This is a genomic window from Candidatus Acetothermia bacterium (assembly GCA_024653305.1).
Taxonomy (GTDB): Bacteria; Bipolaricaulota; Bipolaricaulia; order Bipolaricaulales; family Bipolaricaulaceae; genus JACIWI01.
In genome coordinates this window covers 1-25,016 of sequence record JANLFW010000015.1, presented here as the reverse complement: position 1 = coordinate 25,016, position 25,016 = coordinate 1, and the positions used below count along the sequence as shown (strand labels likewise).

At 68.7% G+C, this 25,016-nt stretch carries 24 protein-coding genes; 10 read left to right on the top strand and 14 right to left on the bottom strand.

Translation table 11 applies throughout. The annotated features are described in order from the left end of the window. Positions 1-7 precede the first annotated feature (7 nt). Complete coding sequence (gene rpiA / locus NUV94_06270) at positions 8-706, bottom strand: ribose-5-phosphate isomerase RpiA (protein ID MCR4392366.1); 699 nt, start codon at positions 704-706, stop codon at positions 8-10. Between the two features lie 79 nt (positions 707-785). Between rpiA and NUV94_06265 the strand changes: the two genes are divergently transcribed. From NUV94_06265 to NUV94_06255, 3 genes are read left to right on the top strand one after another with little or no spacing between them, the layout of a single operon-like run. Beyond that, positions 786-3,470, top strand: a complete 2,685-nt coding sequence (locus tag NUV94_06265; GenBank protein MCR4392365.1) for a bifunctional acetate--CoA ligase family protein/GNAT family N-acetyltransferase — start codon at positions 786-788, stop codon at positions 3,468-3,470. A 28-nt stretch (positions 3,471-3,498) separates the two neighbouring features. Continuing rightward, complete coding sequence (locus tag NUV94_06260) at positions 3,499-4,542, top strand: M42 family metallopeptidase (protein MCR4392364.1); 1,044 nt, start codon at positions 3,499-3,501, stop codon at positions 4,540-4,542. An 8-nt stretch (positions 4,543-4,550) separates the two neighbouring features. After that, entirely contained in the window at positions 4,551-4,823 is a 273-nt protein-coding gene (locus tag NUV94_06255) for an acylphosphatase (protein ID MCR4392363.1), read from the top strand. Between the two features lie 119 nt (positions 4,824-4,942). On the opposite strand, the gene NUV94_06250 is transcribed toward NUV94_06255, so the two are convergent. From NUV94_06250 to pyk, 5 genes are read right to left on the bottom strand one after another with little or no spacing between them, the layout of a single operon-like run. Then, the gene (locus NUV94_06250) at positions 4,943-6,589 is read right to left on the bottom strand and encodes an AMP-binding protein (protein ID MCR4392362.1); all 1,647 of its coding nucleotides are present in this window, start codon (positions 6,587-6,589) and stop codon (positions 4,943-4,945) included. Continuing rightward, entirely contained in the window at positions 6,570-7,550 is a 981-nt protein-coding gene (locus NUV94_06245; GenBank protein MCR4392361.1) for an FAD-dependent oxidoreductase, read from the bottom strand. Before NUV94_06245 ends, NUV94_06250 begins: the two co-directional genes overlap by 20 nt. Then, complete coding sequence (xseB, locus tag NUV94_06240) at positions 7,547-7,759, bottom strand: exodeoxyribonuclease VII small subunit (protein ID MCR4392360.1); 213 nt, start codon at positions 7,757-7,759, stop codon at positions 7,547-7,549. The genes NUV94_06245 and xseB overlap by 4 nt, the downstream gene beginning before the upstream one ends. Next, entirely contained in the window at positions 7,728-9,029 is a 1,302-nt protein-coding gene (gene xseA / locus NUV94_06235) for an exodeoxyribonuclease VII large subunit (protein MCR4392359.1), read from the bottom strand. Before xseA ends, xseB begins: the two co-directional genes overlap by 32 nt. Further along, on the bottom strand, positions 9,026-10,408 hold the full coding sequence (gene pyk / locus NUV94_06230; protein MCR4392358.1) for a pyruvate kinase: 1,383 nt from the start codon (positions 10,406-10,408) through the stop codon (positions 9,026-9,028). The genes xseA and pyk overlap by 4 nt, the downstream gene beginning before the upstream one ends. Before the next feature lie 414 nt (positions 10,409-10,822). Between pyk and NUV94_06225 the strand changes: the two genes are divergently transcribed. From NUV94_06225 to NUV94_06210, 4 genes are all read left to right on the top strand, one after another. Next, positions 10,823-11,305 carry a GreA/GreB family elongation factor gene (locus NUV94_06225; GenBank protein MCR4392357.1) on the top strand — a complete coding sequence of 161 codons (483 nt, stop codon included), beginning with the start codon at positions 10,823-10,825 and terminating at the stop codon, positions 11,303-11,305. 82 nt (positions 11,306-11,387) lie between these two features. Next, positions 11,388-12,857 carry a lysine--tRNA ligase gene (gene lysS / locus NUV94_06220; protein MCR4392356.1) on the top strand — a complete coding sequence of 490 codons (1,470 nt, stop codon included), beginning with the start codon at positions 11,388-11,390 and terminating at the stop codon, positions 12,855-12,857. 7 nt (positions 12,858-12,864) lie between these two features. Next, complete coding sequence (locus NUV94_06215) at positions 12,865-13,455, top strand: phosphatase PAP2 family protein (GenBank protein MCR4392355.1); 591 nt, start codon at positions 12,865-12,867, stop codon at positions 13,453-13,455. A gap of 13 nt (positions 13,456-13,468) precedes the next feature. After that, a complete protein-coding gene (locus NUV94_06210; protein ID MCR4392354.1) occupies positions 13,469-14,695 on the top strand; it encodes a PLP-dependent aminotransferase family protein in 1,227 nt (408 codons plus the stop codon). A 61-nt stretch (positions 14,696-14,756) separates the two neighbouring features. On the opposite strand, the gene ugpC is transcribed toward NUV94_06210, so the two are convergent. From ugpC to uvrA, 6 genes are all read right to left on the bottom strand, one after another. Continuing rightward, complete coding sequence (gene ugpC, locus NUV94_06205; GenBank protein MCR4392353.1) at positions 14,757-15,860, bottom strand: sn-glycerol-3-phosphate ABC transporter ATP-binding protein UgpC; 1,104 nt, start codon at positions 15,858-15,860, stop codon at positions 14,757-14,759. Between the two features lie 56 nt (positions 15,861-15,916). After that, the gene (locus NUV94_06200; protein ID MCR4392352.1) at positions 15,917-16,195 is read right to left on the bottom strand and encodes a MoaD family protein; all 279 of its coding nucleotides are present in this window, start codon (positions 16,193-16,195) and stop codon (positions 15,917-15,919) included. Positions 16,196-16,263: 68 nt separating this feature from the next. Next, a complete protein-coding gene (mobB, locus tag NUV94_06195) occupies positions 16,264-16,743 on the bottom strand; it encodes a molybdopterin-guanine dinucleotide biosynthesis protein B (protein MCR4392351.1) in 480 nt (159 codons plus the stop codon). Further along, complete coding sequence (locus NUV94_06190) at positions 16,740-18,584, bottom strand: aldehyde ferredoxin oxidoreductase family protein (GenBank protein ID MCR4392350.1); 1,845 nt, start codon at positions 18,582-18,584, stop codon at positions 16,740-16,742. Before NUV94_06190 ends, mobB begins: the two co-directional genes overlap by 4 nt. After that, complete coding sequence (locus tag NUV94_06185; GenBank protein ID MCR4392349.1) at positions 18,581-19,624, bottom strand: DNA recombination protein RmuC; 1,044 nt, start codon at positions 19,622-19,624, stop codon at positions 18,581-18,583. Before NUV94_06185 ends, NUV94_06190 begins: the two co-directional genes overlap by 4 nt. After that, the gene (gene uvrA / locus NUV94_06180; protein MCR4392348.1) at positions 19,621-22,446 is read right to left on the bottom strand and encodes an excinuclease ABC subunit UvrA; all 2,826 of its coding nucleotides are present in this window, start codon (positions 22,444-22,446) and stop codon (positions 19,621-19,623) included. The genes NUV94_06185 and uvrA overlap by 4 nt, the downstream gene beginning before the upstream one ends. Positions 22,447-22,564: 118 nt before the next feature. Between uvrA and nikR the strand changes: the two genes are divergently transcribed. Next, positions 22,565-22,975 (top strand): nickel-responsive transcriptional regulator NikR, encoded by a 411-nt coding sequence (gene nikR, locus NUV94_06175; protein ID MCR4392347.1) that lies wholly within the window; start codon positions 22,565-22,567, stop codon positions 22,973-22,975. A 220-nt stretch (positions 22,976-23,195) separates the two neighbouring features. Then, positions 23,196-23,900, top strand: coding sequence for a hypothetical protein (locus NUV94_06170; GenBank protein MCR4392346.1), 705 nt, complete (start codon positions 23,196-23,198; stop codon positions 23,898-23,900). A gap of 356 nt (positions 23,901-24,256) precedes the next feature. On the opposite strand, the gene NUV94_06165 is transcribed toward NUV94_06170, so the two are convergent. Next, positions 24,257-24,418: a hypothetical protein gene (locus NUV94_06165; GenBank protein ID MCR4392345.1), complete on the bottom strand. Its 162-nt coding sequence runs from the start codon at positions 24,416-24,418 to the stop codon at positions 24,257-24,259. Then, a complete protein-coding gene (locus NUV94_06160) occupies positions 24,415-24,603 on the bottom strand; it encodes a hypothetical protein (GenBank protein ID MCR4392344.1) in 189 nt (62 codons plus the stop codon). Before NUV94_06160 ends, NUV94_06165 begins: the two co-directional genes overlap by 4 nt. A 115-nt stretch (positions 24,604-24,718) precedes the next feature. Here NUV94_06160 and NUV94_06155 point away from each other — a divergent pair. Continuing rightward, a partial coding sequence (locus tag NUV94_06155; GenBank protein ID MCR4392343.1) for a hypothetical protein occupies positions 24,719-25,016 on the top strand: 298 nt, incomplete at its 3' end.

Here is a 25,016-nt window from a genome sequence, read left to right as displayed (position 1 = left end):
ACGCCGTCTACCGAGACCCCAGCCGGACGTGGCGGACCCCGTCCCGGCCGGCCACGATGAGATCGGTGGCGAGGCCAAGGAAGAGCCCATGGCCTACGATCCCGGCCCGGCCCTCCAGCCTCCGGGCGAGCGCTTCGGGCTGGGCGATCGGGCCGAACCGACAGTCGAGGATCAAGTTCCCCTGATCGGTCCTCGCCGGGGCCCCGTCCGGCCCAGCGCGTAGGGCGACCTGGGCCCCCAACGCCTCCAGGTAACGGGCCTGGGTCTTCCAGCCGAACGGCACCACCTCCACCGGCACCGGGCTCCGCGTCCCCAGGGCCGGGGAGAGCTTGCCCTCGTCCACCACGATCACCTCGCGCCGGCTCGCTTGGGCGACGATCTTCTCCCGAAGGAGCGCCCCGCCGCCGCCCTTGATCAGGTTCAGCTCGGGGTCTACCTCATCCGCCCCATCGATGGTGAGGTCCAGCTCAGGGTGCTCGTCCAGGGTGGTGAGGGGGATGCCGAGGCGCCGTGCCTCCCCCTCGACCTGAGTCGAACACGGCACCCCAACGAGGTCCCACAGCGTGCCCGCCTTCACAAGCTCGGCGAGGCGCAGGAGCGCGTAGCGGGCGGTGCTGCCGTGCCCAAGGCCGATGACCATCCCCGGCCGCACCAGCTCCACCGCGGCCTCCGCCGCCCGCCGCTTCAGGTCCTCTACGCACACCACCCATTCATGTTACCCGAAGGGGCCGGGCCGCGTTGCCGGTGGGGGTTCAGGGAATACAATCTGGTACGAGGAGGAAGAGGTGAGCATTCGCAACCTGGACAAGATCTTCAAGCCGCAGCGGATCGCGGTCATCGGCGCCAGCAACAATCCCGGAAGCGTCGGATACACGGTGTTGCGCAACCTGATCGGAGCGGGGTTCGACGGGGTGGTGTACCCGGTGAACCCCCGGCGGGAATCGATCCAGGGGATCCAGGCTTACCCGAGCGTAATGGGCCTTCCCAAGGCCCCTGACCTCGCGGTGATCTGCACCCCCGCCCCCTCCGTGCCCGGGCTCGTGCGGGAGTGCGGCGAGGCCGGGGTCCACGGGATCATCATCGTCTCCGCCGGGTTCAAGGAGGCCGGAGCGGAGGGCCGGGTACTGGAGGAGCAGGTCCGGGATGAGGCAAGGAAGTTCGACGGGATGAGGATCATTGGCCCGAACTGCCTGGGGGTCATCGTGCCCGGGATCCGCATGAACGCGAGCTTCGCCGCGGCGATGCCCGAGGATGGCCACGTGGCGTTCGTGTCCCAGTCCGGGGCCCTGTGTACTTCGGTCCTGGACTGGGCGCTCGAGGAGGGGATCGGGTTCTCGCACTTCGTGTCCATCGGGAACATGGTGGACGTGGACTTCGGCGACCTCATCGACTACTTCGGCGAGGACGAGCGGACGCGGTCCATCATCCTGTACGTGGAGTCCGTGAGCGACGCCCGGGAGTTCATGTCCGCGGCGCGCGCGTTCGCTCGCACCAAGCCGATCGTGGTGTACAAGGCGGGGCGGTTCGCGGAGTCGGCCCGGGCCGCCAGCTCCCACACCGGGGCTCTGGCCGGCGAGGACGCGGTGTACGACGCGGCGTTCCAGCGGGCGGGGATGGTCCGGGTGTACGAGATCGGGGACATCTTCGACTCCGCGGAGCTTTTGGCCCGGGTGCGACCTCCCCTCGGGCCCAGGCTGGCCATCGTCACCAACGCCGGGGGACCAGGGGTGATGGCCACCGACGCCCTCATCGCCCGCCACGGGCAGCTCACCGAGCTCAGCCCGGACACGTTGGAAAAGCTTAAGAGCGTTCTGCCCCCGTTTTGGTCCCACGGGAACCCGGTGGACGTCCTCGGGGATGCCTCGCCGGAGCGGTACGTCCAGGCGTTGGAGGCCGTGCTCGCCGATCCGGGTGTGGACGCGGCCCTGGTCATCCTGACCCCGCAGGCGATGACCGATCCGACGGCCACGGCGCGTGCGGTGGGGGAACTGGCCCGCCGGGCCCCGAAGCCGATCCTGGCAGCGTGGATGGGCGGGGTCATGGTCCGGGAGGGGGTGCACATCCTGAACCAGGCCGGTGTGCCCACCTACCCCAACCCAGACCAGGCCGTCCAAGCATTCATGCACCTCGTGGACTACGGGCGCAACCTGGAGCTCCTGTACGAGACCCCGCGGGACATCCCGGTCCGGTTCACCTTGGACCGGGGGGAGATCCGCAAGCGGTTCAAGCCCGTGCTCGCCAAGGCGGACATCCTGTCCGAACCAGATTCGAAGGCGCTGCTCTCCGCGTACGGGATCCCGGTCACCGTGCCCCAGGCCGCCCGGTCCGCGGACGAGGCGGTGGCGGCCGCCCGCAAGGTCGGCTACCCGGTGGTCCTCAAGGTCCTGTCCCCGGACATCACCCATAAGACAGACGTGGGCGGGGTGGTCCTCGGCCTGCGCACCGACGACGGGGTGCGCCAGGCGTTCGAGCAGATCATGAAGACGGTGCACGAGCGCCGCCCGGATGCCCGCGTGAACGGGGTGACCGTGCAACGGATGGTACAGGCGGAACGCGGGCTCGAGATGATCCTCGGGGCCAAGGTCGACCCCGCGTTCGGGGCGGTGATCATGGTGGGGATGGGCGGGGTGGCGGCGGAGGTGTTCCGCGACACCGCGCTTGGGCTCCCGCCCTTGAACGAGCGGTTGGCCCGGCGGATGCTGGAGTCGCTCCGGAGCTGGCCCCTCCTCCGTGGGTACCGTGGCCGACCGGGAGCGGACCTGGATCGCCTGATCGAGACGATCATGCGTTTCTCCTACCTCATCGCCGACTACCCGGAGATCAAGGAGCTCGACATCAACCCCCTCATCGTGGCCCCGGACGAGCTGGTGGCGGTGGACGCCCGGGTGGTGGTGGACCGGGAGCTCTTGGACAAGCCTCTCCGTCCCTACTCCCACCTCGCCATCCACCCCTATCCCGAGGGCTACACCCGAACGGTTACCCTGAAGGACGGGACCCGGGTCACGCTGCGGCCGATCAAGCCGGAGGACGAGCCGCTGTGGCACGAGATGCTGGCCATCTCCTCCCGGGAATCGATCCGGTTCCGGTTCCGGTACATCTTCAAGGAGACCACCCACCAGATGGCGATCTCCTACTGTTTCATCGACTACGATCGGGAGATGGCCATCGTCGCCGAGCTCGACGAGGACGGGCGGCGCAAGCTGGCCGGGGTGGGGCGCCTCGTGGCCGATCCCGACCACGTGGCCGCGGAATACGCGGTGTTCGTGGCCGACCCGTGGCAGAACAAGGGCCTGGGCGGCCTTCTCACCGATTACTGCCTTGACATCGCCAAGGGGTGGGGGATCAAGCGGGTGACGGCGGAGACGACCCCGAACAACGTGCGGATGATCGCGATCTTCCAACACCGGGGGTTCAAGATCGAGCGCCGGGCCGAGGAAGGCGTGGTGCTGGCGGACAAGGCCCTGACCTGAACTACAGCGTAACCGAGAAAGGAGCGATGTGAACCTCGAAAAGAAACTACAAGCCCTATCCGATGCGTTTGGTGTGGCCGGGTTCGAGGACGAGGTGCGGGAGGTCCTCCGGGACATGGTCTCACCCTACGTGGAGGCCTGCGAGGTGGATCCGCTGGGCAACCTCACGTGTTCCCGGGGCAGCGGGGATGCGGTCATGATCGACGCGCACATGGACGAGGTCGGGTTCATGGTCCGCTGGATCGAGAAGGAGGGGTGCCTCCGCCTCACCGGCCTCGGGGGCTGGGATGAGCGCATCCTCCTCGCCCACCGCCTCACCCTCAAGACCCGCGACGGCGGCAAGGTCCACGGCGTGATCGGCACCATCCCGCCCCACATCCTGTCCGAGGACGAACGGGGGAAGGTGGCGCCGCTCGAGGACCTGTTCGTGGACATCGGGGCCAAGAGCCGCGAGGAGGCCGAGGAGATCGGGGTCCGGATCGGCGACCCGGCCACCATCCACTACCCGTTCCAGCGGATCCGGGAGGGGTACGTGACCGGGAAGGCGTTCGACGACCGGGCAGGGTGTCTCGTGGCGGCGGAGGCCCTGCGGATCCTGGCCGAGGAAAAGCTGCCCTACCGCCTGGTGGTGAACTTCGCCGCCTGCGAAGAGGGCGGGCTGCGTGGGGCACGGGCCGCGGCCTTTCGGGTGGCGCCGAAGCTGGCCTTAGTCGTGGAGGGGACGATCGGGGCGGACATGCCCGGGGTCCCGGAGGCCAAGCAGCCGGTGCGCCTGGGGAAGGGTCCGGCGATCACCTTGGCCGACCGGTCCATCACCGTGAACCCGCGCCTGGCCCGGTTCCTGGAGAAGGTAGCGGAAGAGAACGGGATCCCCTACCAGTACAAGCTCCCCGCCTATGGGGCCACCGACGCCGGGGCGATCCACCTCGAGCGGGGCGGGATCCTGACCGGGGTGGTATCCGTCCCCTGCCGGTACATCCACTCCCCGGTGTCCACCCTGTACCTCGCCGACCTCGAGGCGACCATCAAGTTGGTGGTGGCGTTCCTGCGCCGGGCCGGGGAGCTCCTGTAGCGAGGAAGATGAACAAGCGGGTGCATCTGTTCATCGCCGGCCGGGTCCAGGGGGTGTTCTTCCGCGCCCATGCTCGGGACCTCGCCCAGCGCCTAGGGCTCGTCGGGTTCGCGCGGAACCTCCCCGACGGGCGGGTGGAGGTGGTGGCGGAGGGCGACGAGGAGAAGCTCCAGGAGCTCGTGCGGTTCTGTCATCGCGGGCCGCCCCTGGCCGAGGTGACCGGGGTGGACGTGCGGTGGGAGGAGCCCACCGGGGAGCTCCGCGGGTTCGTCGTGCGCTGACGGCACCTAGGGGCAGATCTTACCTTTTGGCCTTCGTGTCCATGCCTAAGGCGGCGTGGATCTTCCACCACGGTGCCTTGCTCCCCTGCTACCCCCTACCGCGAAAGCGTCCCTGTCGCCTAGCGCTTGATGTACATGTGCCGCTTGATCTCCTGCTTCGTCGACTTCTCGAACGGCTGCGCGACGATGGTGAGGGACTCCTTGTCCTTCAGGCGCTTGAAAGGAGCCAGGTTCTTCTGGACTTCCTTGATCTTCTCCCACAGGAACGCCCGCGCTGCCTCCGGGCCCTCCACCCCCTGCTCCTTCAACAAAGCCCGGTTGGGGTAGATCATCGCCGCCACCGTGGGCTGGCCGCGCGTCTTGTCCTCGTACACCAGCACCTCTTCCACTTCGGGGATGCGCTGGAACTCCCACTCCACTTCCTCCGGATAAACCTTCTTCCCGGACTCGAGCACGACCACGTTCTTCTTCCGGCCGGCAAGGAATAGCTGCCCGTTGTAGTCAAGCTTCCCCAAATCCCCGGTGCGGAACCACCCGTCCGGGGTCAGCACCTCCCGGGTGCGCTCGGGGTTTTTGTAATAGCCGAGCATCACGTTGGGACCCTTCACCATCACCTCGCCAAACCCATCGGCATCGGGACGGTCGATCTTGATCCTTACCCCCGGCAGAGGACGGCCTACCGTGCCGGCATGGGGCGTGAACGGCTCGGAAAACGTGAGCACCGGAGCGGTCTCGGTGAGCCCGTATCCCTCGATCGTGCCGAGCCCAAGCCGCCTGAGCCCAGCCCCAACCTCCGCCGCGAGCGGCGCCCCGCCGGACACGAAGAACCGAAACCCCCGGGAAAGGAGCTTGCGCTTGAGGAAGAACCCGAGGACCTTCGGGGCATACCGGTACAGCAGGCGCCGCACCGGGCTCCCCTGGAAGTTCTCCTGGAGCCGGCGCCACAGGGCGTGGTACAGCTTGGGCACCCCCACCAGCACCGTCACCCCCACCCGTTGGGCCACGGCGATCAGGTTCCGGTAGTCGTCGGTGTAGGTGACCGTGGCCCCCACCCACAGGGGGGCGAGCAGGCTCGCGGTGAGGCCGTAGATGTGGTACCACGGGACGATGGTCACCGCACGGTCCTCGGGTCCCAACGGAAGCACCTGGAGGATGGCCTCGATGTTGGCGGTGATGTTGCGGTGACAGAGCATGACGCCTTTCGAGTCGCCGGTGGTGCCGGAGGTGTACATGAGCACGGCCAGCTCTTCGGGGTCAGGGCGCACGTCGGGGATCGCCACCCCCTCCTCGGGGAGCACGTCCCACAGGGACAGCGCCCCCAGGGCCACCTCCACCGAAACCACATCTTCGAGGGACGACACCTCCTGGGTCAGGGGGAGGAGTTCCTGGTAACGGTCCGGGGCGCAGAACAGGATCTTGGCCTCCGCCTCGCCGAGGAGGCGGGCCACCTCCACCGGCTGCAGGCCAGCGTCCAACGGCACCACCACCGCCCCGGTCCGCTGGACGGCGAAGAACGCCACCGCCCAGCCGATGGAGGGCTTGGCAAGAAGGCCTATCCGATCGCCTTTCTCCACCCCGTGGGCGGCCAACCACGCCGCCAGTTTCCCCGCCAGGTCCCACAGCTCGCGGTACGTCATCTCGCGGTGCTCGACCATCCCCCCGCGGGAAACAGGCATGCGCAGGGCCACCTGATGTCCGTACCGAGCCACCGAGCGCGCAAAGAACTCCGGGATGCTCACGTACCGTCTACTGGACCGCTGGATCATCTCCCGCCTCCCCAAGCTTAAGGTAATCCTCCACAGAAAGCGCCGCCAACGCCCCCTCCGCGGCGGCGGTGACCGTCTGGGCGTGGCGCCCCGTGGGATCACGCACGTCGCCGGCAGCGAACACGCCCGGCCGATCGGTGCGCAAGAGCGAATCAGTTTTTATATACCCGGTTTCGGTCAGCCCGACAACCCCGCGCAGCCATTCCGTGTCCGGACGGTGCCCAATCTTCACGAACACCCCGTCCACCGCCATCTCCCGCGCCTCCCCGCTTCCGAGGTCACGCAGTACGACCGCGGAGAGGCGCCCGGCGCCCCGCACCTCCTCCACCACCACGTTCCACAGGAACCGGATCTTGGGGTGAGCAAGCGCCCGCTCGCGCAACGTGGCCGCGGCCCGGATCGCGTGGGGATCGTCCTGGGGATGGCGGACGGCAACGTACACCTTCTGGCAAAGCTTGGCCAGGAACAGGGCCTCGGCGAGGGCCCCGTCCCCCGCCCCCACCACCAGCACGACCTTGTCCCGGAAGAAGTAGCCGTCGCAGGCGGCACAATAGGAAAGGCCGCGCCCCACGAACTCCTGCGCCCCTTTGGCCGGGAGCTCCTTGGGGTGGGCCCCCATCGCCAAGATCACCGCCCGCGCCCGAACCTCACCGGCCGAGGTGTGGAGAAGCCACCCGCCTTTCTCCCGAACCAGGCGGTGGACCCCGGCCATCCGGATCACCGCCCCCAGCCGCTCTGCCTGGCGGCGCATCCGGTCGGCGAGCTCGGCACCGGGGATCGGCTCGGGGAACCCAGGATAGTTCTCGACGAACTCGGCCTCCAGGAGCTGGCCCCCGGGGACGGCCCGCTCCAGGATCACCGCGGACAGGCCAGACCGGCGGGCGTAGATGGCGGCGGCAAGCCCGGCCGGGCCGCCCCCGACGATCCCCACATCCCACCGGTCGCTCGGGGCTCCGGTCATGGCTCGAACCCGCGGACCTCGAACACGCCCTCGGCGGCCTTCATGACCTCCAGGATGCGGGCCCGCGCGCTCTCAAGCTCGGCCTTGACCTCGGCGGCGAGCTTAACCCCTTCCTCGAAGAGCCTGAGGGACTCCTCGAGCGGCACCCCGCCCTCCTCGAGCTTGGCCACGATCGCCTCAAGCCGGTCCAGCTTCTCCTCGAGGGTCACCCGCCTCCACCTCCTCCACCCGCGACCGGAGCCTGCCCTGGCCAAGCACCGTCTCCACGAGATCCCCCTGCTCGACCTCCCCCGCCCGCCGGAGCGGGCGCCCATCCGGGCCCAGGGTCAGGGAGTATCCCCGCGACAGGATACCGAGCGGGCTCGCCCCCTCCAACCGGGCGATCAGCCGCTCTGCCCGGGCCTGGGCCGCGAGGAGCTGGGGCCGCAGCGCGAGAGGCAACCGCTCCGCGATGTGGTCCAGCCGCTCTTCCCGTCCCTCCACCAGGGCGAACGGAGCCCGGAACGGCCGGCGGCGCAGGGCCTGATCCAGCCGATCCATGGGGGCGAGCAAGGTGTGCACGGGATCCCGGAACACGCGCCGGGCGAGGACCCGGCGCAACGCGGCCTCGGTCCGGTCCACCGGGGCCAGCACCGCCCCCCGTGCCCGCCGCAGGCGATCGCGCACCCGCCCCAGGAGCTCTGCGGCAGAGGGCACGGCGAGCTCGGCCGCCGCCGATGGGGTCGGTGCCCTGAGGTCGGCGACGAGGTCGGCGATCGTCCAGTCCACCTCGTGGCCCACCGCAGACACCACCGGCACCGGGGACGCGAAGATGGCGCGGGCCACGGCCTCGGTGTTGAACGCGGCCAGGTCCTCCGCCGCCCCCCCACCCCGGCCGACGATGAGCACATCCAGCGGGGTCTCACGGTGGAAGAGAGCGGCGTCGGCGATGGCCTGGGCCACCTCCCACTCCGCCCCCTCCCCCTGGACCCGCACCGGAAACACGTACAGCTCCGCGGGCGGCCAGCGGCGGGCGGCTACGGTGACGATGTCCCGGATCGCCGCACCGCGGCGGGACGTGATCACCCCGATCCGCCGCGGGTAGGGGGGCAACGGGCGCTTGCGCTCCAGGGCGAACAGGCCCTCCGCCTCCAACCGCGCCTTGAGGGCCTCCAGCTCCCGCCGGAGGAGGCCGATCCCGGCCGGGTGCACGGTCCGCGCCCGCAGCTCGTACTTCCCTTGGGGCTCGTAGAGGGTGAGGGTGCCGAACACGAGTACCTCTTCCCCGTCGGCGGGGATGTAGGCGAGAGGGCGCAGCCCCCGGAACTGCACCACCTCCACCGCCGCCTGGGCGTCCTTGAGGGTGAAGTACAGGTGGCCGGTGGGGCCGAGCTTGGGCCGGGATACCTCCCCCCTCACCCACACCGCGGGGAACTGCCCCTCCAACACCTGGCGGACCAACCGGTTCAGGCCGGAAGGAGTGTAGACCTGGTCGTTCATGCCGCGAGCACCCGCACCAGGTTGGTCGTGCCCGGCCGCCCGAACGGAAACCCGGCGGTGAACACGACCCGGTCCCCGGCCCTCACGAGCCCCGCGTCCCGGGCCGCAGCGAGCGAGGCCCTGATCAGCTCGTCCGGCTCCCGGGCCGGGGCGATGACCAGCGGGCACACCCCCCAAACCAACGACAGCCGCCGAGCCACCATGGTGTCCGGCGTGGTGGCCACCACCGGGACGCCCGGTCGGAACGAGGCCACCAGCCGCGCCGTCCACCCGGACACGGTGGCGCACACGATCGCCCGCGCCCCCACCTCCGCCGCCACCCGACACGCCGCATGGGCGATCGCCGCCGGCACCTCCCCCACCAGCTCGGTCGCCAACCCCGGCGCCCGGATCGGGACCTCCCCGCCCTCCGCGGCCCGGGCGGCCTGGGCCATGGTCCGCACCGCCTCCACCGGAAACCGCCCCACCGCCGTCTCCTCGGAGAGCATCACTGCATCCGCCCCGTCCCACACCGCCCCCGCCACGTCCGCCACCTCGGCCCGGGTGGGAACCGGGGCATCCACCATCGACCTGAGCATTTGGGTGGCCACGATCACCGGCTTGGCGTGGGCGTTGCACAGGTCCACCAGCCGCTTCTGCACGAGCGGCACCTGGTAGAGGTCGATCTCCACCCCGAGGTCGCCGCGGGCGACCATCGCCCCGTCGGCGGCGGTCACGATCTCGTCCATCCGCCGCACCGCCTCGCTCAATTCCACCTTGGCCAGGACCCACGGTCCGCCCTCGCCGAGGATGCGCCGGGCCTCGGCCACATCCTCCGGCCGCTGCACGAACGACAGGGCCACGAAGTCGAACCCCGTCTCCCGGGCGAGGACCAGGGCGTCCCGGTCGGCCGGGGTGAGGGCGGGGAGGGACAACGCCACCCCAGGGATGTTCACCCCCTTGCCGGCCTGGAGGACCCCGCCCCGGATCACCCGGCACCGCACGGTCGAGCCATCCCGGCCCAGCACCACGAGCTCCAGGGCCCCGTCCGCCAGGAGGACCCGCGCCCCCGGGGGCAGAGCCGGGGTCACCTCGGGATGGGTGAGGGGAATGCCTCCCTCCCCGAGGAGCACCTCCTCGCCAGCCCGAAGGGACATGGGTTCCGGTAGAGACCCCACCCGGACCTTGGGCCCCCGGGTGTCGAGGAGCAGCCCCACCGCCCGCCCGGCGGCGGTCGCCGCCTGGCACACGAGGCTGGCCAGGGCTTGATGATCGGCCGGATCCCCGTACGACGCGTTGACCCGGGCCACGTCCATGCCCGCCTCGATCATCGCCGCCACCACGTCCGCGCCCTGGGAGCTCGGGCCAAGGGTGGCCACGACCTTGGTCCGCTTCATCATCGACAGGAGCTTACCCCTTGCGACCAGACGCGGCCAGTTGCGTCTCAAGCGGAAAGCGGATAAGCTGTTTTGTGTTCACCATGGGCCCCAGCCTTGGGCGCGAGCACCGCCTCCGCCGACGTCGGGACATTGCGCGGGCGTTTCGAGAGGGCCAGCACGTTGAAGGGAAACTCTTCGCGTTTCGCATCCTGCGGAAGGCGGAGCCCACCCCGCGCCTGCTCGTGGTGGCCGGCCGACGGTTGGGGGGGGCGGTGGCACGCAACCGTGTGAAGCGCGCCGTACGGGAGGGATTTCGCCTGCACAAGGACCTGTTCTCCCACCTGGACCTGGTGGTCATGCCCCGCCCGGATGCGGCCCGGTTGCGCCCAGGGGAGCTCAGCGCGAGGCTGGTGGAGGAGTTTCGGGAGGTGGTTTATGGCCAAGGAAACCCTGCTCACCAAAGAGGGGTTCGAGCGGAAAAAGGCCGAGCTGGAGGCGCTCGAACGCCGCCTGTACCAAGAGATCCCGGAGCGGTTGAAGGAGGCCAAGGAACACGGCGGAGGGGACATCCGGGAGAACAAGGAGTACATCTACCTGAAACAGGAGCAGGAGTTCATCGAGGGCGAGGTGCGCGCCCTGCGGGAGCTCCTCGAGAACGCGCGCATCATCTCCGAGGACGAGCTCCGTACCGACGAGGTAGGGATCGGTACCCGGGCCATCCTGGAGGACGTGGAGACCGGGGCGGTGGCCACCTACACCCTGGTCCCTCCGGCGGAGGTGGACCTCCTCCAGAACCGGATCGGGATCGACTCGCCGGTGGGGATGGCCCTGCAGGCGCACGGCAAGGGCAAGGCGATCGTGGTCCAGACCCCGACGAAACGGGTCCGGTACCGGGTGCTCGGCATCGAGAGGGGTTAACCCCCGCCGGGCTTCTTGGGGACCCGAGAGGCGAACGGTGAACAGGCTCAGCATGAATTCGGTTGCTTCGAGGTGATGGGCTATGGTTGAAGCTGACCTTGTTGCCGCCCGGCGGACGAAGCTCGACCGCCTCCGGGCCGAGGGCATCGACCCGTACCCGTACCGATACGAACGCACCCATACCGCGGGCGACGTCCGCGCCCGGTTCGGCGAGCTCCCCCCGGGCAGCCGCACCGGGGCCCGGGTGTCCCTGGCCGGCCGGATCACGGCCCTGCGCCGGATGGGGAAGGCCACGTTCGCCGACCTCGTCGACCGCACCGGGCGCATCCAGCTGTTCGCGTCCGCGGGCGGCCTCGGACCGGACACGTACGCACGGTTCGCCTCGGACCTCGACCTCGGCGACATCGTGGGGGTGGAGGGGGAGGTGTTCACCACCCGGGCCGGGGAGCTCACCGTGGACCTGTCTAGGTTCAACCTGCTCGCCAAGGCGCTGCGGCCCCTCCCGGAGAAGTGGCACGGGCTCCAGGACGTGGAGAAGCGCTACCGCCAGCGGGCACTGGACCTGATCGCGAGCGAAGAAGCCCGGGCGATCCTGATCAAACGGGCGACGATCCTGCGCACCATCCGGAGCTTCCTCGACGAGCACGGGTTCATCGAGGTGGAAACCCCGGTCCTCCAGCCCATCCCCGGCGGGGCCACCGCCCGCCCGTTCATCACCCACCACAACGTGCTCGACCGAGACCTGTACCTGCGCATCGCCCCCGAGCTTTACTTGAAGCGGCTCCTCGTGGGCGGGCTGGAGAAGGTGTACGAGCTCGGCAAGAACTTCCGCAACGAGGGGGTCTCCACCGAGCACAACCCGGAGTACACCATCCTCGAGGCCTACGAGGCCTATGCCGACTACGAACAGGCGATGGAACTCGCGGAAGGGCTGATCGAGCGGTGCGCGCTTGCCGTGGCCGGGGGCCATCGCCTAGAATACCAAGGCCGGGTGATCGATTTCTCTCGGCCATGGCGCCGCGTCTCGCTTCTTGAGATCGTGGCCGACGCCAGCGGGTGTGATGTGGAGCGCCCGCTTCCCGAGCTCCTCGCCGAGCTCGACCGCCGAGGGATCGAGGTCCCGGAGCACCTGCGGCAGGGCCCGAAGGGGAAAGTGATCGAACACCTGCTGGAGACGCGGGTAGAGCGGGAGCTGTGGAACCCCACCTTCGTGTTGGATTTCCCCATCGACGTCTCCCCCTTGGCGAAGCGAAAGCGCGGCCGGGCAGAGGTGACGGAGCGGTTTGAGCTGTACATCACCGGCCGGGAGATCGCCAACGCCTTCTCCGAGCTCAACGACCCCGATGAGCAACGGGACCGGTTCCTGGCCCAGGAACGCCTTCGGGCGGGTGGGGACGAGGAGGCCCAGCGCATCGACGAGGACTTCCTCCGGGATCTCGAGCTGGGCATGCCCCCAGCGGCGGGGATCGGCATCGGCGTCGACCGGTTGGTGATGGTGCTGGTGGACGCGCCGTCCATCCGCGAGGTCCTCACCTTCCCGTTGCTCAAATGAGTGGGCGATGAGCGTGGTCGGATCGTTTCTCCCCGCCCTGGACCGGATCGGCCGACGGTTGGACGGGTGGGCGGAATGGGTTTTGTCCTATGACGAGCGGGCGCTGGATGGGATCAGCTATTCCCCTGTCCTACGCCGTCTGGATCGCCTGCTCGTGGCCGTCACCTATGTCGGGTACGGCTACCTGTGGGGGATCCTCGCCCTGGTCCTGATCCTGTTCGGCGGTCCCTCCGACCACCGCAACGTCCTCATCGGCCTCGGGACGATGATCGTGACCCTGATCCTCTCCCAGGGGGCGAAGGCGCTCGTGGCCCGCCCCCGTCCGCACTTTGTGCGCCAGGGCTTCCACCACCAGTTCCTGACCAACTCCTCGTTCCCCTCCAACCACACCGTTGCCGCGTTCGCCATGGCCTACCTGGTGGCCCGGCTGTACCCGTCCTGGCCGAACGTGGCCACCATCTACGTGGTGGCCGCCCTCATCGGCCTGTCGCGGGTGTACCTGCGGGAGCACTTCCCGCTCGACGTGATGGGGGGGGCAGCATTGGGCACGTACATGGCCCACGCGCTGCTCCCGTTGTTCGCGACCCTAGTCCTGTGAAAAGGGGTGGTATATGAATCCGTTGTTCGCAGCGCGTACCCGGGAGGCACGGCGCTCGGTTCTCCGTGAGCTACTGAAGCTCACGGAGCAGCCGGACATCATTTCCTTCGCCGGAGGGCTCCCCGACCCGGACACCTTCCCGCGGGAGTTCCTGGCCAAGATGGCCGCCGACGAGATCCTCAACAACCACCACAAGTCCCTCCAGTACACGACCACCGAAGGAAAGCGCCCCCTCCGGGAGCCGATCATCGCCTGGCTGGCCGAGGACGGCCTGCACTACACGCTGGACCAGCTCATCATCACCAGCGCCTCCCAGCAGGGGCTGGATTTGGTGGCCAAGACGTTCATCGACCCCGGCGATGCGGTGTTCGTGGGGTTGCCCACCTACCTCGGGGCGATCCAAGCGTTCCGCGCGTTCCAGGCGCATCTCGTGGGGATCCCTCTCCACGACGACGGCATGGACCTGGATGCGCTCGCGGCGGCCATCGCCCGGGCGAGGCGGGAGGGGCACCCTCCCAAGCTGATCTACGTGGTGCCCGACTTCCAAAACCCGTCCGGGATCACCTGGTCGGAGGAAAAGCGGCGCGGCCTCCTCGAGATCGCCCGTGGGGCCGACCTCGTGGTGGTGGAGGACATGCCGTACCGGAAGCTCCGGTTCGCCGGGGAGCCGGTGCCGCCGGTGGCCGCCCTGGACGAGGAGGGGCGGGTGGTGGTGCTGTTCACGTTCTCCAAGCTCCTCGCCGCTGGGCTGCGCCTGGGGGCGCTGGCCGGGGCGAGGGACATCGTGGAGAAGGTGGTGATCATGAAGCAAGCCACCGATCTCTGCACCTCTTCCCTCACCCAGCGCATCGCGATCCGGTTCCTCCAGGAGTACGACGTCAAGGGCCACATCCGCAACCTCTGTCACCACTACCGGATCAAACGGGACGCCATGATCGATGCCCTCAACCGCTACATGCCCAAAGAGGAAGGGATCTCCTGGACGACCCCGGAAGGGGGGCTGTTCCTGTGGGTGCGCCTTCCTGAGGAGGTGGACACCGAACGCATGCTGGAGCGGGCCCTGCGGCACAAGGTGGCGTACGTGATCGGGGCCCCGTTCTTCGTGGACGGCCGGGGCCAGAACACGATGCGCCTCTCGTTCTCCAGCGCCACCGTGGACGAGATCGAGGAGGGCATCCGCCGGCTGAGCAAGGCCGTGAAGGAAGAGCTTGCCAGCCTCCGCTCCCCCCACCGCGTCTGATCTCGAACCCCCACCACCGACGCCCGCCCGGGCGTCGGTATGCCTAACCCGCTTCCCAGGATTACCGGACCGCCTGCTCGGTTTCCTTGTCGAACAGATGCATCCGCTCCATCGCCGCGAGGAAGGTCACATCTTGGCCGGGTTGGATTGCCAGGTGCGGGTCGAGCTTGGCCACCACCTCGTCCTCGGCGCAGTCGGCGTACACGATCAGCTCGTCCCCTAGCGGCTCCCGCACCCGCACCCTGCCCACGAACGCCCGGCCCGGCTGCTGCTCCCGCACCATCTCCGGGGTCCGGATGTCCTCCGGGCGAAGGCCGAACACCACGTCCTTGCCCACATAGCCGCGCACGGCGTCCGTGGCCCGGTCCTCCGGGACGAGGAGCTTGAACCCCTTGCCCTGCACGTACAGGCGGCCGTTCTCTTCCACCAGACGGGCCTCGAGGAAGTTCATGGGCGGGGAACCGATGAACCCGGCCACGAACATGTTCGCCGGATGGTCGTAGATCGTCTGCGGATCGTCGTACTGCATGACCACGCCGTCCTTCATCACCGCCACCCGGTGGCCAAGGGTCATCGCCTCCACCTGGTCGTGGGTCACGTACACGGTGGTCGTCTTGAGCCGCTGGTGGAGCTCCTGAAGCTCGGCCCGCATGCGCACGCGGAGTTTCGCGTCGAGGTTGGACAGGGGCTCGTCGAACAGGAACACCTTGGGGTTGCGGACGATGGCCCGGCCCAGGGCCACCCGCTGGCGCTGGCCACCGGAGAGCTCGCGGGGCTTGGCCCGCAGCTTGTCGGTGATCCCGAGGAGCTCGGCCGCCTCCCGCACCCGACGGTCGATCTCCCTCTTCGGGAACTTGCGGAGCTTGAGACCGAACGCCATGTTGTTGTACACGTCCATGTGCGGGTACAGGGCATAGTTCTGGAACACCATGGCGATGTCCCGGTCCTTAGGGGGGACGTCGTTCACCCGGCGGTCTCCGATGAAGATGTCCCCGGCGGTGACCTCCTCCAAGCCCGCGACCATGCGCAGGGTGGTGGTCTTGCCGCAGCCCGAAGGCCCCACCAACACGACGAACTCCGCATCCTGAGCCTCCAGGGTCACGCGGTCCACCGCGGTGAACCCCCCGAACTTCTTGGTGACCTCGTTAAGCCGGACCTCCGCCATCCGCTCCTCCTTAGTATCCTGGTTTTAGGGTAGCCAGGGACACCGGCGGGCGCAAGTCAGCCCCCGCCGATGGGGGTGAAGAAGGTCAGGGCGTCCCCGTCGGCGAGGGGGGTATCCAGGCCCCGAAGGTGGGCGACGTTGCGGCCGTTCAAGAACACGTGGAGGTGATCCCGCAGGCGATCCCCAACGAAGAGCAGGGCGCCCACCGGCGGCGCCTGGGCGACCAACTGGCGCAGGGCCTCCTTGCAGGTGGTCCCCGGCGGGAGCTCCAGCTCCACCCGCTCCCGCCCCGCTGCCTCGCGAAACTCCCCGAACAGCTTCACCGTGACCCGCATCCCCGTGAGTATAGACTGGCGTGCCCCCCGGTTCAGGCACCCGGTGTCCCGGCTCGCCACGGGGAGGCTCAACCCTCGAGGACCTCCGCCTCGAGGAAGTCGGCCACCAGCTCGGGGTCCGGGGGCAGGATCGCCACACCGTCCGGCACCCGGGCCGACCGGTCCGTGATCACCGCCAACACCGGGATCCGCCCGGCCAAGGGCTCCCCAGACCGGTAGACCTCGATCTTGGGGTACGCCGAGCCCTTGAACCCCTCGAGGAGCACCAGGTCCAGGTCAGCGAAGTAGTTCGCGAGAGCCTCCTCCACCGGGACCCGGTCATGGTCCCAGAACAAAGCCCCGTGGACGTCCGAGTAAAGGAGGACGCGCACCGCGCCGCTCTCGCGGTGGAGGTAGGTGTCCTTGCCCGGGGTGTCCGGCTCCACCTCCGGCCCCACGTGCTTGGCCGTCCCCACCCGGTACCCCCGCGCGGTGAGCGCCGGGATGAGCTTCCGGAGGAACGTGGTCTTCCCGGACCCCTGATGGCCGATGAACGCCACGACCTTCACCGCTGGTCCCTCCTGGGGAGGCCGGAGAGCCCGAGTGCGCACAATCGCTCATCGGTAGGGCCGTGCTCGTCCCAGCCTCGGAGGCGGTAATACTCGGCAACCTCGGCCTGGAAGGCCTCGGGATCGATGGGCCGTCCGGCGGACGCCCCGCGGGGGAGCGGCTCGTGAAACCGCGAGGGCAGCCGATCGCCGTCCTGCCGGTGCCCAACAAGGCCGGAGTAGAGGCGCATCAGGGCGTGGTTTCGCTCCCCGATCTTGAGCATCTCCTCCGGCCCTATCTCCAGCCCGGTGGCGTGGGCAAGGAGCGCGCGAAGCTCGGGGAAGTTGTAGCGTGGGCCCACCTCCCTCGCGGTGAACGCGCACATGACGAGCGAGTTCACGAACGAGCGCAGGTTTTCGTACAGGACAGCAAGGCGAGCCTTGCCGCCGAGGGCGAACCGGTCCATGCCCTCCGTCACCCCGAGCTCCGGGGTCGGGGCATCGCCTTCGAGCATCGTGTCGTGCATCCCCTCCATGTGATTCGCCCCGCGGGGGGTAATGGCGTAGGAGAGGCCGAGGCCGACCTTGCCCCGCGGCTCATGCATCGGCACCTCCACCCCCTTGATGGTCATCACGAAGTCCGCCCCCACCTCGCGCGCCCATCCCTCCAGGCCGGAGGCGATCTCGTCGCCAAGGCCCTCCCGGCGGGCGATCCGCTCCACCCACTGCACCACAGCCCGGGCATCACCCCACCTCACCCGCTCCCGGATGAGGCCCCGCTCCGAGGCCTCCATCAGGGTGGCCACGGCCACCCCGGCCGAGATCGTGTCCAGGCCGTACGCGTTGCACAGTTGGTTCGCCAGGGCGATTGCGGACAGGTCGGAACACAGGCATAGGGAACCGAGCGCGGCCAGGGTCTCGTACTCCGGTCCGCCGTACTGGGGGTCCACCGCCCGGCCCGCGAACTCCGTCTTCACCACCCGCTTGCAGCGGATCGGGCATCCGGCGCACGTATCTCGGTCCACGAGGATCGTCTCCGCCATCCGCTCCCCGCCGATCTCCGCCGCCTCGTCGAACACGCCGTCCTGGAAGTTCTTCGTGGGGAGGATCCCCATCTCCGCGAGCCAGGTCACACCGCGGGCCGTCCCGTACTGGCCGAACCGTTCCGTGCTCGGGTCGTCGAGGAGAGCTCGGGCGAATGCGGCCCGGGCGCGGGCGAACGCGTGGGGATCGGCGAGGGGCTTGTCCACGTGGCCCTGGACGGCGATGGCCTTGAGGCGTTTCGCCCCCATCACCGCTCCGAGGCCCGGCCGGCCGGCAGCGCGATTTCGATCGTGGATAATGCAGGCCATCTGGACCAGAGCCTCCCCGGCCGGGCCGATCGCGGCCACCCGCACCCCGGGATGGCGCTCCTGGAGGACCGCGTCGACCTCCCCGGTGACCTTGCCCCATAGATCCCCGGCGTCCCGCAGCTCAGCCTTTCCTTCGCGCATCAGGAGGTAGGCCGGCTTCGCTGCCCGGCCGCGGATTATGATCCCGTCGTAGCCCGACCTTCCGAGCTCGTGGCCGACGAACCCGCCGACGTAGGAATCGGCGATCGACCTGGTCTTGGGGGACACCGCCATCACGGCGTGCCGGCCGGCCCCGGCGAGGCCTGTCCCCTGGAAAGGTCCGGTAGCGAACACGAGCGCGTTCTCCGGGCCGAGCGGGTCCGTGCCCGGCGGCACGAGCTCAAGGAGGAGCCTCGCCGCGATCCCCCGCCCGCCGAGGTGCAGCTCGTGCCACTGCTCCGGGATCTCCCGGTCGTGGATCGTCCCGGAAGAAAGGTCCACCTCCAAGTACCGTCCGTAGACCCCGTTCATCCTGCCTCCTTCCTCTCCGCAAGGCGCCCCAGCCGTCCCTGGACGTCCCGTAGCATCCCTTCCAGCTCTTCATGTTTCCCGCGCGCGTTCTTGATGTGACTGCCGAGCGTCGCAAGCTCTCGCGCCATCTGCCCGAGGAGGTCCTCGATCCCCCTGAGCTCCCCGAACAAGACCTGGACGTTCCGCGCCAGGGCCAGCCCCTTGAGCCCCATCGCCACCGACCGGAGGTAGGAGTAGAACGAGTTCGGGGAACAGGGGACCACCCGCCGCGCCCAGGCGTAGGCAAGGAAGTCGAGGTCCTCGCCCTCTGGGGTCAGGAGCTCGTGGTAGACCCCTTCCGCCGGGATGTACATGAGGGCGAAGTCGGCGGTGCCCTCGTCGGGACGGATGTACTTCTGGGCGATCTGGTCGACGTGCTTCTGGGCGTCCCGCACAAGGGCCCGCTTGTGCTTGCGCCGCTCGTCAGGGGTGGTCGCGGCGGCGAGGCGCTCGAACCCGGAGAGGGGGAACTTGGCGTCCACCGGGACGATCATCCCCTCGAGGAAGATCGCCGCGTCCACCGCCTCTCCCCCCTTGAACGCGTACTGCTCGCGGACCCGCTCCCGGGGCAAGACTTCGGCCAGGAGGTCGGAGAGGAGCCATTCCCCAAATGCGCCCCGGCTTTTGGGGGCGCGCAGGATCTCCTGGAGGGAGGCGAGGTCCTGGGCAAGCTCGGTGAGGCGTCGCCCCGCCTCCGCCAGGGCCCCGAGCCGCTCCCGCACGTCGGCCACCACCCCCTGGACGGCGCTCAGCCGCTCCCCGAGCGTGCCCTCCTGGCGCTGGAGGAGCTCGGCGGTGGCCGTGAGCTGCCGCCCAACCTGATCGGAAAGGCCCCGCAGCTCGCCGGAGAGGAGCTGACTGAGTTGCCCCACCTGCTGCGCGAGGGCGGCGACCTGGGCCTGGATGTCCACCACCGGCCGCCGTCGGGTTGCCCATAGGAGGACCGCGACCAATGCCACCGCCAGCACGGCCACCACTGCCCACACCCATTCCCCGCTCATGCGACCTCCTGTAGGTCCAGCACCCGCCGCAGGAACTGACCCGTGTAGGAACCGGGGATCCCGGCCACCTCCTCCGGGGGCCCTTCCGCGATCACCCACCCCCCGCCCTCGCCCCCTTCCGGGCCGAGGTCGATGATCCAGTCCGCGGTCTTGATCACGTCCAGGTTGTGCTCGATCACCACCACCGTGTTCCCCGCGTCCACCAGGCGGTGGAGCACGGAAAGGAGCTTGCGCACGTCCTCGGGGTGGAGGCCGGTGGTGGGCTCATCGAGCACGTACAGTGTGCGCCCGGTGGCCCGCCTGCCAAGCTCACGGGCCAGCTTGATCCGCTGCGCCTCCCCCCCGGAGAGCTCGGTCGCTGGCTGGCCGAGCTTGATGTAGCCGAGGCCCACGTCGTACAGGGTTTGGAGCTTGTCCCGCACCGACGGGATGGCGGAAAAGAACCCGAGCGCCTCCTCCACGGTCATGTCCAGGACCTCGGCGATGTTCCGCCCCTTGTAGCGCACGGCCAGGGTCTCCTTGTTGTAGCGGGCCCCCTTGCACACGTCGCACGGCACGTACACGTCGGGAAGGAAGTGCATCTCGATCTTGACCTGGCCCTGGCCCTGGCAAGCTTCGCACCGCCCGCCGCGGACGTTGAACGAGAACCGCCCCGGCCCATAGCCGCGCATCCGCGCCTCGGTTGTGGCGGCGAACACGTCCCGGATCGGGTCGAACGCCTTGGTGTAGGTGGCCGGGTTCGAGCGCGGGGTGCGGCCGATCGGGGACTGGTCGATCTCGATGGCCTTATCGAAGTGGTGTACGCCCTCGATGTCGTCGTGGGCTCCGGGCTTGCCCACCACGTACCCGAGGCGCCATGCCAGCCCCCGGTACAGGACCTCCTCGGCCAGGGTGGACTTGCCGGACCCGGAGACGCCGGTGATGCAGATGAAGAGAGCGACCGGGAACCGCACGGTGATCCCCTTCAGGTTGTGCTCCCGCGCCCCGCGGACCACCAGCCACCGTTCGTCCGGCCGCCGCCGTGCCGGGGGGATCGGGATCCGCCGCACCCGGGCCAGGTATTGGCCGGTGAGGGAGCGTGGGTTCGCCGCCACCTCGTCCGGGGTCCCGGTGGCCACCACGTACCCCCCGTGGACCCCGGCCCCTGGGCCGAGGTCGACGAGGAAGTCGGCCTCGCGCATCGTCTCTTCGTCGTGCTCGACGACGATCACCGTGTTCCCCAGATCCCGCAGCCGCTTCAGGGTCGCGAGCAACCTCAGGTTGTCCCGGGCGTGGAGGCCCACCGATGGCTCATCGAGCACGTACAGGACCCCGGTGAGCTGGGACCCGATCTGGGTGGCGAGCCGGATCCGCTGGGCCTCCCCCCCGGCCAGGGTGTTCGCCGGCCGGTCCAGGGACAGGTAATCGAGCCCCACGTCCACCAGGAACTGGAGGCGGGACTTGATCTCCTTGAGGATCTGGTGGGCGATCATCGCCTCCCGGTCGGTGAGGGCGAGGCCGGTGAAGAAGGCGAGGGCCTCCTTCACCGGAAGCTGGGCCACTTGCCAGATGTTCCTTTCGCCCACGGTCACCGCGAGGGCCTCTGGCCGAAGACGCGCCCCGTGACACTCCGGGCAGGGCAGGGCCGACATGTACTGTGCTACCTCCTCCCGGGCCTCGTCCGAGGTCGCATCCCGGTACGCCTGCTCCAGGGATGGGATGAGGCCCTCGTACGGGCGGTGGTAGACCCGGGTCCGGCCATAGGTGGTGGTGTAGGTGAACGCCACCGGCTCCCCCTTCGCCCCGTAGAGGAGAATGTCGAGCTTGTCCTTGGGAAGGTGGCCTACCGGGATGTTGGGGTCGATGTCGTAGGCCCGGCACACCCCGTCCAGGATCGCCCACAGCCAGCGAGACTTCGTGGTCGCCCACGGGAGGAACCCCCCGTCCCTGAGCGGGCGGCGGGGGTCCATGACCAGGTCCGGGTCCACCACCATCCGCACCCCGAGGCCGTCGCAGGCCGGGCACGCCCCGTATGGAGAGTTGAACGAGAACAGCCGGGGCTCGATCTCGGGGAGGCTGATCCCGCACTCCGGGCACGCGAAGTGCTCGGAGTAGAGGCGCTCCCCCTGGCCCACCACCTCCACGAGCACCAGCCCCTGGCCGTAGCGGAGGGCGGTCTCGATGGAGTCGGCGATGCGGCCGCGCTTACGGTCGGAGACCTTGATCCGGTCGAGGACGATCTCGATGTCGTGCCGCTTGTTGCGGTCGAGCTCGATCGCCTCATAGAGCGTCCGGAGGACCCCGTCCACCCGCACCCGCACGAACCCTTCCCGCTTCAGGTCTTCGAACAGCTGGCGGTACTCCCCTTTGCGGCCGCGGATCACCGGGGCCATGATCTGGACCGCCGTCCCCTCGGGGAGCGAGAGGACCTGGTCCGTGATCTGCTGGGCGGTCTGGCGCTCGATGGTCCGGCCGCACTGCGGGCAGTGGGGACGGCCGATGCGGGCGAACAGCAGCCGGAGGTAGTCGTGGATCTCGGTCACGGTTCCCACCGTGGACCGCGGGTTGTGGGAGCGGGCCTTCTGGTCAATGGAGATGGCCGGGGACAGGCCCTCGATGAAGTCCACGTCTGGTTTCTGCATCAGCCCAAGGAACTGGCGGGCGTAGGCGGACAGGGACTCTACGTACCGGCGTTGGCCCTCGGCATAGATGGTGTCGAACGCCAGGGACGACTTCCCCGATCCGGAGATCCCGGTGATGACGACCAACTTCCACCGGGGGATCTCGAGGTTGATGCCCTTCAGGTTGTGTTCCCGCGCTCCACGGATGATGAGCCTATCCATAGGTGACGGCCGCGCGATGCCCCCCCTTGACCCATACCCACGAGTTTATCCTCCGGAAGAGGGACCCGCCACGGCGGGCGGGTTGCCCGTGAGCCCCGCGAACGGGCATAGTACGCCGATGGGGAAACTGGTCCGCTTTGGCGTGTCGATGGAGGAGGTCCTCCTCCGGGAGTTCGATCGCCTCCTCCGGAAGCGCGGCTATGGGAGCCGCTCGGAAGCGGTTCGGGACCTGGTCCGGGATGCCCTTGTGCGCCAGGAGTGGGAGGAGGATCAGGAGGTGGTGGGGGTGATCACCCTGGTCTACGAGCATCACCGGCGGGAGCTCACGGCGTGGCTGACCGAGGTCCAGCACCATCACCATGACCTCGTCGCCGCGGCGATGCACATCCACCTCGACGAGGAGAACTGCCTGGAGATCATCGCCGTACGCGGCCCCGGGCCCACGATCCAAGCGCTGGCCGACACCCTGATCGCCCAGAAGGGGGTCAAGCACGGGCAGCTCTCCGCCACCGGGGCGAGGCTTCCTTGAGGCAGGCCCTTGGCAGCACGACGGGCAAGGCTGTGCCGCCATCCTCGGGAAAGTAGCGCAACACGGACCTGCCCTTGGGGCACTCCCGGCGGTGACCTGCGCGACCTTTCATGGGCCCGCGTGACCTTGTGACCGCGCCCGCCTGGCCATATCTGTGACGCGGATTACCTTGGACATCGGGTGTCCCGATCGAAGGGGGCAGGAGTTGAGGACGAGAGCCATGTCCGATCGCGTGAAGGGCGGACTGCGGACGGCGGGGAAGGTGGTGGCCGGAGTACTCCCGGCGTTGGGCATCCTGATGGCGCTCGCCGGATGCGGGCGGGTGGCGGCGCGGATCGACGCGTTTTCCCCCGGCGATCCCATCCAGCCGGCCCGGGTGGAGGCCGGGGGGACGGTGACCCTGAGCGTCACGTTCACCAACACCGGGAATCGGGCCCGGCCCTTCATCGCCAAGGCGGTGGTGTGGGACGCCATGGGCGCGAAGGTGGACGAGTACAAGACTTCTCTCGCATCCCCCCTCGCCCCCGGCCAGCAAACCACCGTGAGCTGGACGCACACCGTGCGCCAGGCCGGGGATTACATGGTCCAGTTCAGCGTGTGGAAAGATGTCGAGACGATCTTGGAGCAACAGCCCCGGCCGCCCCAGAAGCTCGTGGTGGGCACCGCGGCGACGGTGGCCACAGGAAAGTTCCGCATCGGAGACCGGGTGCGGGTCACACAAAACGTCAACGTGCGCACGAATGCCGGCACCCAATACCCGGAGATCAGCCATGTCAACTACCGTGACCACGCCCCGGTGGGAAGCCAGGGGAAGGTGGTGGACGGGCCAAAACAGGCCGACAACTTCGTGTGGTGGAAGGTGGAGTACGACGCCGGGTTCAGCGGGTGGTCCGTGGAGACGGCGCTGGAGAAGATCGGCCGGTAAGCCGGCTCTTCCCGATCAGGCTCCCGGTGGCTTGGGTCGGCCAGCCACTCCGCGTGCTTCTCGGCGTGCCTCCCGTGGTCCGTCTCCCGGTCGTACGGGTCTTGTCGAATCACAGCTCATACCCGGCTCGGCCGACATAGCACAAAACGCGTACCGATCCTTGGGCCAACGGGGGCGTCCGTCGGGGCCAGCGCAGCCTCCACGGTCTTACGCCACCTCGGGACGATCTCGTCCGGGAACGGCGTGGGAGGGTCATAGGACCAGGGGGCACCGAAGTGACCGTGGAACCCTGGAATCTAAGGAGATCGACGCGATGTGGAGTCCGCCCAGATGCCCCCTATTCTGCCATTTTGGGCTTAACCACGCTTCGTCACGTAGACGATCACGTTGTCGTTCTCCCGGGCGTGGATCCACCCGATCTTCCCCTCCACCGGACGGGCGATGGTCAGGCTGAACGCGGCGTAGTGGGGGATCGGGAGGGTCAGGCTCTGGTCTGAACATCCCGCTCGGATGTTCAAGTGGGCCATATCGCCTCCCTTAGCTCGTAGTCCCGTCCCTGTTTCATCATCGACCACATGACCCGCACAAGATGTCTCCCTGTGGCCCGGATCGCCTGGTTGTGCTTCTTGCCTTCCCGTCGCTTCTTCTCGTAGTAGGCCCTGGACCGGGGAACCTTCTCGATGTGCCGGGCCACAGCGGTCATCAGCACGTACTCCACCTCCGGGGAGAACTTGGCCCGCTTCTGCCACTCCCCTAAGCTTCTCGTTCTCCGCAGGAACCCGGGGCGCCTCCTGGAGAACGTCCTTGGCCAAGGGGAGATGGTCCTTGAGGTGAAAGAGCTCCAGGATCTTGCGGGCGTCCAAAGCGTCGGTCTTGGCCGGCCCAGGGAAGACCTCCCTGAACCGGGCGAGCTCCAGGTTGGAGACGCTTCCCAGCCGGTAGCCTCGCTCCTGGATCATCCGGTCCAAGGGGCGGCCGTACCCGGTGAGACCTTCCATCGCTACCGCCACAGGAAGACCTCGCTCACAGCGGCGCTGTTCCACTCGGGTGAAGAACTCGGCGAAGCCTTCCTGGGCATGGGGGATGGCAAACTCATCAAGGATCCGGCCTTCAGGG

Excerpts from the sequence above, each read along its gene's own strand:
- NUV94_06225 (MCR4392357.1), top strand. The coding sequence starts at position 10,823 with ATGGCCAAGGAAACCCTGCTCACCAAAGAGGGGTTCGAGCGGAAAAAG.
- NUV94_06160 (MCR4392344.1), bottom strand. The coding sequence starts at position 24,603 with ATGACCGCTGTGGCCCGGCACATCGAGAAGGTTCCCCGGTCCAGGGCC.
- xseA (MCR4392359.1), bottom strand. The coding sequence starts at position 9,029 with ATGAACGACCAGGTCTACACTCCTTCCGGCCTGAACCGGTTGGTCCGC.
- NUV94_06170 (MCR4392346.1), top strand. The coding sequence starts at position 23,196 with ATGTCCGATCGCGTGAAGGGCGGACTGCGGACGGCGGGGAAGGTGGTG.
- ugpC (MCR4392353.1), bottom strand. The coding sequence starts at position 15,860 with ATGGCGGAGGTCCGGCTTAACGAGGTCACCAAGAAGTTCGGGGGGTTC.
- NUV94_06255 (MCR4392363.1), top strand. The coding sequence starts at position 4,551 with ATGAACAAGCGGGTGCATCTGTTCATCGCCGGCCGGGTCCAGGGGGTG.
- pyk (MCR4392358.1), bottom strand. The coding sequence starts at position 10,408 with ATGATGAAGCGGACCAAGGTCGTGGCCACCCTTGGCCCGAGCTCCCAG.
- uvrA (MCR4392348.1), bottom strand. The coding sequence starts at position 22,446 with ATGGATAGGCTCATCATCCGTGGAGCGCGGGAACACAACCTGAAGGGC.
- NUV94_06250 (MCR4392362.1), bottom strand. The coding sequence starts at position 6,589 with ATGATCCAGCGGTCCAGTAGACGGTACGTGAGCATCCCGGAGTTCTTT.
- lysS (MCR4392356.1), top strand. The coding sequence starts at position 11,388 with ATGGTTGAAGCTGACCTTGTTGCCGCCCGGCGGACGAAGCTCGACCGC.
- NUV94_06200 (MCR4392352.1), bottom strand. The coding sequence starts at position 16,195 with ATGCGGGTCACGGTGAAGCTGTTCGGGGAGTTTCGCGAGGCAGCGGGG.
- NUV94_06190 (MCR4392350.1), bottom strand. The coding sequence starts at position 18,584 with ATGAACGGGGTCTACGGACGGTACTTGGAGGTGGACCTTTCTTCCGGG.
- NUV94_06245 (MCR4392361.1), bottom strand. The coding sequence starts at position 7,550 with ATGACCGGAGCCCCGAGCGACCGGTGGGATGTGGGGATCGTCGGGGGC.
- nikR (MCR4392347.1), top strand. The coding sequence starts at position 22,565 with ATGGGGAAACTGGTCCGCTTTGGCGTGTCGATGGAGGAGGTCCTCCTC.
- NUV94_06185 (MCR4392349.1), bottom strand. The coding sequence starts at position 19,624 with ATGAGCGGGGAATGGGTGTGGGCAGTGGTGGCCGTGCTGGCGGTGGCA.
- NUV94_06210 (MCR4392354.1), top strand. The coding sequence starts at position 13,469 with ATGAATCCGTTGTTCGCAGCGCGTACCCGGGAGGCACGGCGCTCGGTT.
- NUV94_06215 (MCR4392355.1), top strand. The coding sequence starts at position 12,865 with ATGAGCGTGGTCGGATCGTTTCTCCCCGCCCTGGACCGGATCGGCCGA.